Consider the following 252-nt stretch of genomic DNA (forward strand, 5'->3'; position numbering starts at 1 on the left):
GCCCGCTCTCCAGACTGGCAGGACGGGCGCCGCGCCCGACAGACCGACGACACGGAGCTGGTCGCTGCAATCCACGAGCATGTAGCGGGCTTGCCGACTTATGGATACCGACGAGTCTGGGCATTGCTGCGACGTAGTCACGAATTGACCGGTGCGCCGTGCGTGAACGCCAAGCGGGTCTATCGCGTCATGCGTGACCATCAGTTGCTGCTCCGGCGCCTTGGCCAGCGACGCGATACCCGCCGACATGAT

Annotated in this window: 1 protein-coding gene; it reads left to right on the top strand. The window is 64.7% G+C overall.

The genetic code is table 11. The annotated features are described in order from the left end of the window. The coding region (locus tag P0D70_RS37010) for an IS3 family transposase (RefSeq protein WP_408188156.1) at positions 1-252 on the top strand (252 nt) is incomplete at both ends.

Source organism: Paraburkholderia sp. RL17-381-BIF-C (assembly GCF_046026435.1).
GTDB lineage: Bacteria > Pseudomonadota > Gammaproteobacteria > Burkholderiales > Burkholderiaceae > Paraburkholderia.